At 57.6% G+C, this 7,940-nt stretch carries 9 protein-coding genes; 6 read left to right on the top strand and 3 right to left on the bottom strand.

What is annotated here, in order from left to right; translation table 11 throughout:
- The 3 genes from GFB49_RS09580 to GFB49_RS09570 form a co-directional block, all read right to left on the bottom strand.
- Positions 1-98 (bottom strand): GTP-binding protein (locus GFB49_RS09580; protein ID WP_038034850.1); only part of this gene is annotated, 98 nt, incomplete at its 3' end.
- A 114-nt stretch (positions 99-212) separates the two neighbouring features.
- The gene (locus GFB49_RS09575; RefSeq protein ID WP_153215624.1) at positions 213-794 is read right to left on the bottom strand and encodes a hypothetical protein; all 582 of its coding nucleotides are present in this window, start codon (positions 792-794) and stop codon (positions 213-215) included.
- Positions 795-912: 118 nt separating this feature from the next.
- The gene (locus GFB49_RS09570; protein ID WP_153215623.1) at positions 913-3,261 is read right to left on the bottom strand and encodes a DNA topoisomerase IV subunit A; all 2,349 of its coding nucleotides are present in this window, start codon (positions 3,259-3,261) and stop codon (positions 913-915) included.
- 273 nt (positions 3,262-3,534) lie between these two features.
- Between GFB49_RS09570 and GFB49_RS09565 the strand changes: the two genes are divergently transcribed.
- From GFB49_RS09565 to GFB49_RS09540, 6 genes are all read left to right on the top strand, one after another.
- Complete coding sequence (locus tag GFB49_RS09565) at positions 3,535-4,155, top strand: SH3 domain-containing protein (RefSeq protein ID WP_246149659.1); 621 nt, start codon at positions 3,535-3,537, stop codon at positions 4,153-4,155.
- Between the two features lie 33 nt (positions 4,156-4,188).
- Positions 4,189-5,019 (top strand): SDR family NAD(P)-dependent oxidoreductase, encoded by an 831-nt coding sequence (locus GFB49_RS09560; protein WP_153215622.1) that lies wholly within the window; start codon positions 4,189-4,191, stop codon positions 5,017-5,019.
- Between the two features lie 87 nt (positions 5,020-5,106).
- Positions 5,107-5,313, top strand: a complete 207-nt coding sequence (locus GFB49_RS09555; protein ID WP_153215621.1) for a twin transmembrane helix small protein — start codon at positions 5,107-5,109, stop codon at positions 5,311-5,313.
- A gap of 2 nt (positions 5,314-5,315) precedes the next feature.
- Positions 5,316-5,888, top strand: a complete 573-nt coding sequence (locus GFB49_RS09550; RefSeq protein WP_153215620.1) for a cob(I)yrinic acid a,c-diamide adenosyltransferase — start codon at positions 5,316-5,318, stop codon at positions 5,886-5,888.
- 308 nt (positions 5,889-6,196) lie between these two features.
- A complete protein-coding gene (locus GFB49_RS09545; RefSeq protein ID WP_153215619.1) occupies positions 6,197-6,955 on the top strand; it encodes an electron transfer flavoprotein subunit beta/FixA family protein in 759 nt (252 codons plus the stop codon).
- Complete coding sequence (locus GFB49_RS09540) at positions 6,955-7,884, top strand: electron transfer flavoprotein subunit alpha/FixB family protein (protein ID WP_153215618.1); 930 nt, start codon at positions 6,955-6,957, stop codon at positions 7,882-7,884. The genes GFB49_RS09545 and GFB49_RS09540 overlap by 1 nt, the downstream gene beginning before the upstream one ends.
- The last annotated feature ends 56 nt before the right edge of the window (positions 7,885-7,940 follow it).

The raw sequence follows: 7,940 nt of genomic DNA, 5'->3' as shown, positions 1-7,940 counted from the left end.
GTGATCGCTGCGGTCAGCGTGGTTTTACCGTGGTCAACGTGGCCGATGGTGCCGATGTTGACGTGCGGTTTTGTACGCTCAAACTTTTCCTTTGCCATTCTCTAGGCGCCCTTTTGAAAATTGGGGGGTCATCCATGACCCGGTTTCCTCTGCGCGCGCGGCTTATTTGGTTTGCGCACAAAAATCAAGTCGCTTCCTGTCTGCTGCGACGTCTAGCCTGCCTGTTGTACGTCTGCATCAGCCGCCGCATCTGCGGCGCGCGGGTTGAACCAGCCCTCTTCGGCGTGTTTTTCGGCGATGTATTCTTCGATTTTGTCGGCAATATTCAGGGCAAGACCATCGATCTGTTCCTGTTTGGTGCGGCTGTGGCCAGAGCCCAGCAGCGCGCTTTCGCCTGTAGTGTCTTCAAAGATCTCCATCTGGACTTTTTCGGCCAGGAACAACGCGCCTTTGACGTCATAAACAAAGACGTTCACCACCGCCACGCTTTTGGGAGAGAACAGGATCGGCACCCCGCCCGGAGCCAGCATGAAGCCTTCCAGCGTCACCGCTACATCATATTCCTGCGCGCCCTGATAGCGTCCCAGACGCGCCGTCAACGCGCGCTGCATCGGCTCGGTCCATTCGCTTTGATCGGCGTCGCGGGACAACGGCCATTGCAGTGCTTTTTCCGTATAGACATGCAGGATGCGGGCTTTGAATGCGCCCAGGTCTTCTGGTGTTTCATCCAATTGGGTTGCGCCACAGGCCGCCAGCATCAGCAACCCCGCAAGCACAGTAAACAGTCGGGCCATGGTCCAGTCCTTTAGACGTCAATTTTGGCAAAGGTTTAACGAGCTTTGGCCGCCTTCGCAAAGAGGCTCACAGTAAAAACCCGCGCGCCGGGTGGCGCACGGGTCACATGTGAAGCGATTACTTGAACTTGTAGTTGCGTGGGAAACCATAGGGGGGCCGCTTACCGACGCTGGCCCGTTTCCCAAGCCATTCGCTCAGATCCGGTTCATGGCGGGTCTTGCCGCCGCCCATCTCCCAGCTGAGCCCCTCTTCCCAGTTGAAGGTTGTGATATCCGACAAGCCGCCATCAAGCTCCAGAGCGCCCTGTTTGCCGCGGGCCATATTGTATTTCTGCAGTTTCACGCCTTTGCCGCGGTTGAGTTCCGGCATTTCTTCGACCGAGAAGACGAGGAACTTGCCGTTCTCTGAGACTACGGCGACGTGATCGCCGGTCACCGGGATACAGAGCTTGGCGCGGTCCTCGTCCTTGACGTTCAACACCTGTTTGCCGCTGCGGGTCTGGGCGACGATCTCTTTTTCGGCGCAGATAAATCCGTTGCCCGAGTCTGAGGCGACCAGCAGCTTGCCTTCGGGGTTGTGGATCAGAAGGTCGACAATTTCGACCTCATTGGGCAGATCCACCATCAGGCGCACAGGTTCCCCCATGCCACGTCCACCGGGCAGGTTTGCCGCAGACAGCGTATAGAATCGCCCGTTTGAACCAAAGACCAGCAGGCGGTCGGTGGTTTCCGCATGGAAGACAAAGCGCGGGCCGTCGCCGTCCTTGAACTTCAGCTCGCGGTTCAGGTCGATATGACCTGTCATCGCACGGATCCAGCCCATTTTGGAGCACACCACGGTGATCGGCTCCCGCTCGATCATCGCCTCCAGCGGCACCTCTTCGACCTCGGCCGCCTCGGCAAAGCGTGTGCGGCGGGCTCCGCCGGCGAAATCCTTGCCGAATTTTTTCTTGGTCTCGCGCAGCTGTTCGGTGATGCGGGTCCACTGGATGTCTTCCGAGCCCAACAGCTCAACCAGCTCGGCCCGCTCGTCGCGCAGGGCGTCGCGTTCGCGGGTCAGCTCGATCTCTTCCAGCTTGCGCAAAGAGCGCAGGCGCATGTTGAGGATCGCCTCAGCCTGAACCTCGGTCAGCTCGCCAACGCCGTCTGTGGGCGTGACATATTCGGCCTCGCTAAAGGCACGGGGATGGTCGACACTCCAGTCTTCTCGCATCAACGCGGCTTTTGGGTCGTCATCGTAACGGATGATGTCGATCACGCGATCCAGATTGAGGAAAGCGATGATAAAGCCTTCCAGAACCTCCAACCGGTGGTCGATCTTTTCCATCCGGTGGCGGGCACGGCGCTGCAGAACATCGCGGCGGTGATCCAGGAAGGCGCGCAGCACCTCCTTCATCGAGCAGACCTTGGGCGTGACCCCATCAATCAACACGTTCATGTTGAGGCTGAACCGAGTCTCAAGATCCGAGTTACGGAACATCATGTTCATCAGAACCTCTGGATCCACATTCTTGGACTTCGGTTCCAGGATGATACGGATGTCTTCTGCGGATTCGTCGCGAATATCGGCGAGAATCGGCACTTTCTTGGTCTGGATCAGCTCGGCGATCTTTTCGATCAGCTTGGACTTCTGAACCTGATACGGGATCTCGGTCACAACGATCTGCCACTGGCCACGGCCCAGATCCTCAACTTCGTAAGTAGAGCGCAGGCGGAACGAACCGCGACCGGTGCTGTAGGCCTTGGCGATATTTTCACGCGGTTCGACAATGACGCCACCGGTCGGAAAATCCGGCCCCGGCACATAGTTCAGCAGCGTATCATCATGGGCACCGGGCGTTTTGATCAGGTGGATACAGGCGTCCACCAGTTCCGCGATATTATGGGGCGGAATATTGGTCGCCATGCCCACCGCGATCCCTGCCGCACCATTGGCCAGAATATTCGGGAAGGTAGCCGGCAGAACCGCCGGTTCGGTCAGACGGCCATCATAGTTGTCGCGGAAATCAACCGAATCCTCGTTCAGCCCTTCCAGCATCGCCTCAGCGACAAAGGTCATCCGCGCTTCGGTGTATCGCGAGGCCGCAGGGTTATCGCCGTCGATATTGCCAAAGTTGCCCTGACCATCCACCAGCGGGTAGCGCACGTTGAAATCCTGGGCCAGACGCGCCATCGCATCATAAATGGCGGCGTCCCCATGCGGGTGGAAATCACCCATCGTATCGCCCGAGATCTTGGCCGATTTCAGGAACCCACCCGAGGACGACAACCGCAGCCGGTTCATCGCATAAAGGATCCGCCGGTGCACCGGCTTCAGCCCATCGCGCGCATCCGGCAGCGCCCGGTGCATAATCGTGCTGAGCGCATAGGTCAGGTACCGCTCCCCAATGGCGCGGCGCAAAGGTTCCAGGATTTCTCCCTCTTCCGGGGAGGACGGCATGTCGGGGTCATCTACCAGGTCGGTCATGGAAATGTGATACTGCCCCGTCCGATCAGGGTAAAGCGGTCATGAATTCCGTCCACAGATTTTAATCCAATCCTTTTGATTGAGGCCGCCTAGTATCAATAGTTTGTTTCCACGCTTGGGGGAGTATTCGTCCCGTTCTCCCCTGCGGGAATCGCTAAAATATGATTAAATGAATGTCACCAGCCGTCGATTCGTGTGGGGAGGCTGGGTCACGCGGCGTAAAAGCGCCTGCGAGCTGCCAACTTTATGTGTGTTTCCAGGGGGATGAGCGTCATGTCAATGCGCTTTGTTGTGGTGTGTTTTTTGGGCCTAGGGGCCGTTTTCTATGAGCTAAGTGGCGGGGCCGATTTTGCCCCAGCGGAACGTGTCGGACCGGTAAATGTCGCACGTGAAACGCAAGCCGTACCCATCCAGGTGGCCCGTGCCACACCACCCCCTGTACTGTCCTCAAAAGAGGTGGTGCCCGCCGCCCAACCGGAACGCCCAGCCGCGAATCCCGGCCTGCGCCAGGAGATTGCACGCAACAACCTGACCCAGATCGGCAACGCTTTTGGATCTGCAGCTGGATTTGACGGGCGTATTCCCACGGGTGGGCTGCAGCTGGTATCGCTGGACGGCGGGCTGTCTGCCATAACAACCCAACCTGTCGCGCCGCTGGTTGAGCCGGTCGTTCGGCCTGAACCTGAAGGCCCCGATGTGCGGTTTGTGCGCGCTTCGCGGGTCAATATGCGGCAGGGGCCCGGCACCAATTACTCGGTCCTGACCCGCCTGCTGGCCAACGACAAGGTCATCGTCCTCGAAGACAGCGGAACAGGCTGGCTGCGGCTTAAGGTCGACAAGAGTGGCCGCGTGGGTTGGATTGCCGCTTCCCTGCTGAGCAAGAAAGCCCCATAAGTTCCAGGCAGGATCTGGTCAAAGGGCTCTTTCATGTCAAAAACACTGCTGATCACCGGATGCTCTTCGGGCATCGGTTTGGATGCGGCGCGTGGAATGCGAGAGCGAGGCTGGACCGTTTTTGCCTCGTGTCGCAAACAGCGGGACTGTGACCGGATGCGCGCCGAAGGGTTTATCAGCCCACGTATCGATTACACCGACGAGGCCAGCATTCACGCAGGCCTTGAGATGGTATTGAACGAAACCGGCGGCACGTTGGATGTGCTGTTTAACAATGGCGCACATGGTTTGCCCGGCGCGGTTGAGGATCTGCCCACAGATGGTCTGCGCGCGATTTTTGAAGCCAATTTCTTTGGCTGGCACACGCTGACCCGTGCCGTTGTGCCGGTGATGCGCGCCCAAGGGCACGGTCGGATCATCCACAACTCATCAATCCTGGGCTTTGTCGCCTTCCCCTGGCGTGGTGCCTATGTGGCAACCAAATTCGCGTTGGAAGGGCTGACCGACACCATGCGGGTCGAGCTGGCGGATACCAATATCCATATCTCGTTGATTGAACCCGGCCCGGTGACTTCCAAGATCCGCCAGAACTCGATCCCGCATTTCGAACGTTTTGTGGATTGGGAAAACTCTTCCCTGCGTGCGCTCTATGAAAAAACGCTGCTGAAACGGCTCTATCACAGTGACGGCCCGGACCGGTTTGAATTGCCCGCCGCGGCGGTGACTGCAAAACTGGCCCATGCCTGTGAGGCCCGCCGCCCCCGCGCACGCTATTACGTCACCACGCCCACCCATATTGCCGGGCGTCTGAAACGCATCCTAGGCACCCGCGCCATCGACCGCATTTTGATGGGTTTGCGATAGGACAACGGTCGCCAAACCAAATTTCACTCATTAAATTCACGAACAACTTATTAATTTTACAAACTCAGTCTCAAAGAAGGACGAATAATGCTCGACCCATTCTATATCCTGGGCCTATTGGCCGTAGGAGTCACCGTCATTGTGTTGGTCCTTGGAATCGGCAGTTTTGGTGCCGGAGGAAAATTCCATAAAAATAACTCTAACCGCCTGATGCGACTACGCATTCTGTTCCAGTTCATTGCGGTCGTTGCGCTATTAGGCTTTGTTTATTTCCGCAATCAGGGAGGCCAGTAAACATGGTGGTTTTGAACAAGATCTATACGCGCACTGGCGACAAGGGCGACACCGCACTTGGCAATGGGGATCGTGTGGCCAAACATGATGCACGCGTGAATGCCTATGGCACCTCGGACGAGTTGAACGCGTTTGTCGGTGTTGCACGCCTTGCAGCCGAGGGCGCGGTCGACGACGCGCTGTCGCGAATCCAAAATGACCTGTTTGATCTCGGCGCGGATCTTTGCCGCCCTGAAATGGAAAAAGACGCAGAGGCCGAATACCCACCATTGCGGATGGCCCAGGCACAGGTGGATCGGCTGGAATCCGAGATCGATGCGATGAATGCCGACCTCAGCCCGTTGCGCAGCTTCATCCTGCCGGGCGGCTCTCCGCTGGCAGCGCAGCTCCATGTCTGCCGCACGGTAGCGCGCCGCGCGGAACGTCTGGCCACTGAACTGGCCACAGTCGAAACGATCAACCCGGTGGCTGTGACCTATTTGAACCGCTTGTCGGATTGGTTCTTTGTTGCCGCACGTATTGCCAATGATAATGGTGCCGCGGATGTGCTGTGGGTTCCTGGTGCAAACCGCTGACTTTCAGCGCCTTTGGCAGTTCCTTGATTCTGCGGCGCAGCGCAACAGAATCACTCACACACTGTGAATATTGCAAAAAATCCGCAAACTCTGTAACTTTATTGCGCAGAAGGTCGCACCTCATTGACGGCTGCAAACACCCCTGAAACAAGGTTTTTTTTGCCGTGTTTTTTGCAAACGCGACGTCCCTAGACCACAACATGACGATTTTGCCCTGTTGATCGGGGCACGCAGCGGCTATCAACGCTGCGAGAGCATAGCGGCCACCCAAATTCTGGACTGGCTACATTGTTAAGGAGAAAACGCCCATGAAGGTCCTCGTACCTGTCAAACGCGTGATCGATTATAACGTGAAGGTTCGTGTAAAAGCGGACGGCAGCGGTGTTGATCTCGCAAACGTAAAGATGTCGATGAACCCCTTTGACGAGATTGCCGTCGAAGAAGCCATCCGTCTGAAAGAAGCTGGCAAGGCCGACGAAGTTGTTGCTGTCTCCATCGGCGTGAAGCAAGCACAGGAAACTCTGCGCACCGCCCTGGCGATGGGTGCAGACCGTGCGATCCTGGTTGTTGCTGCAGATGACGTGCACCAGGACATCGAACCGCTGGCCGTTGCCAAGATCCTGGCCAAAGTTGTCGAAGAAGAGCAGCCCGGTCTGGTTCTGGCAGGCAAGCAGGCGATCGACAATGACATGAACGCAACCGGCCAAATGGTGTCGGCGCTTCTGGGTTGGTCGCAGGCGACCTTTGCGTCCGAGCTGGACGTTGAAGGCGACACCGCCAAAGTCACCCGTGAGGTAGACGGCGGTCTGCAGACCATCAGCGTCAAGATGCCTGCCATCGTGACCGTGGACCTGCGCCTGAACGAGCCGCGCTATGCCTCGCTGCCCAACATCATGAAGGCCAAGAAAAAGCCGCTGGATGAGAAAACAGCCGCTGACTTTGGTGTTGATGTCACACCGCGCCTGACCGTGGTGGAAACCAAAGAACCCGAGGCGCGCGCCGCCGGGATCAAGGTCGGCTCGGTCGATGAGCTGGTCGAGAAACTCAAAGAAGCGGGGGCTGTGTAATGTCTGTTCTTCTTCTCGCAGAAGTCACCAATGGCGAACTGTCTCTGGACGCGACCGCCAAAGCCGTCACCGCGGCCAAAAGCTTGGGTGAAGTGACCGTTCTGGCCGCAGGTGCCGCGGCGGCTGCAGCCGGTGAAGCCGCTGCAAAAATCGACGGCGTGGCCAAAGTTCTGGTCGCCGAAGACGCATCGCTGGGTCACCGTCTGGCGGAACCCACCGCGGCGCTGATCGCTGGTCTGGCTGCTGATTTCACCTATGTGGTGGCACCGGCAACCACAGACGCCAAAAACATCCTGCCCCGTGTTGCCGCACTGTTGGATGTGATGGTGCTGTCTGATGTGACCGCCGTTGTGGATGGCGACACGTTTGAACGCCCGATCTATGCAGGCAACGCCATTCAGGTGGTGAAATCTGCAGATGCAAAGAAGGTCATCACCTTCCGGACATCCACCTTTGACGCCGCAGGCGAAGGTGGCTCTGCAGCCGTTGAAACCATTGCAGCTGCAGACAATCCGGGCCTGTCCGAGTGGGTTGAAGACAAAGTTGCCGAAAGCGACCGTCCCGAGCTGACCTCGGCTGGCGTTGTTGTGTCCGGCGGCCGTGGTGTTGGGTCCGAAGAGGACTTCAAAATCATCGAAACCCTGGCCGACAAACTGGGTGCCGCTGTTGGCGCATCCCGTGCCGCGGTTGACTCAGGCTTTGCACCAAACGACTGGCAGGTTGGTCAGACCGGAAAGGTTGTGGCACCTGATCTTTACATCGCGGTTGGTATCTCCGGCGCGATCCAGCACTTGGCCGGCATGAAAGACTCCAAAATCATCGTCGCAATCAACAAGGACGAAGAAGCACCGATCTTCCAGGTTGCCGATTTTGGTCTGGTTGCCGATCTGTTTGAAGCCGTGCCTGAGCTGACGGAAAAGCTGGGCTAACGCACCAAGAAAAAACGGAAAAAGGCTCGCATCTTTGTGAGCCTTTTTTCATTTCA

This window comes from Tritonibacter litoralis (assembly GCF_009496005.1).
Lineage (GTDB): Bacteria > Pseudomonadota > Alphaproteobacteria > Rhodobacterales > Rhodobacteraceae > Epibacterium > Epibacterium litoralis.
Note: the sequence above shows the minus strand (reverse complement) of the source record. Positions and strands in the feature narration are given on the sequence as shown.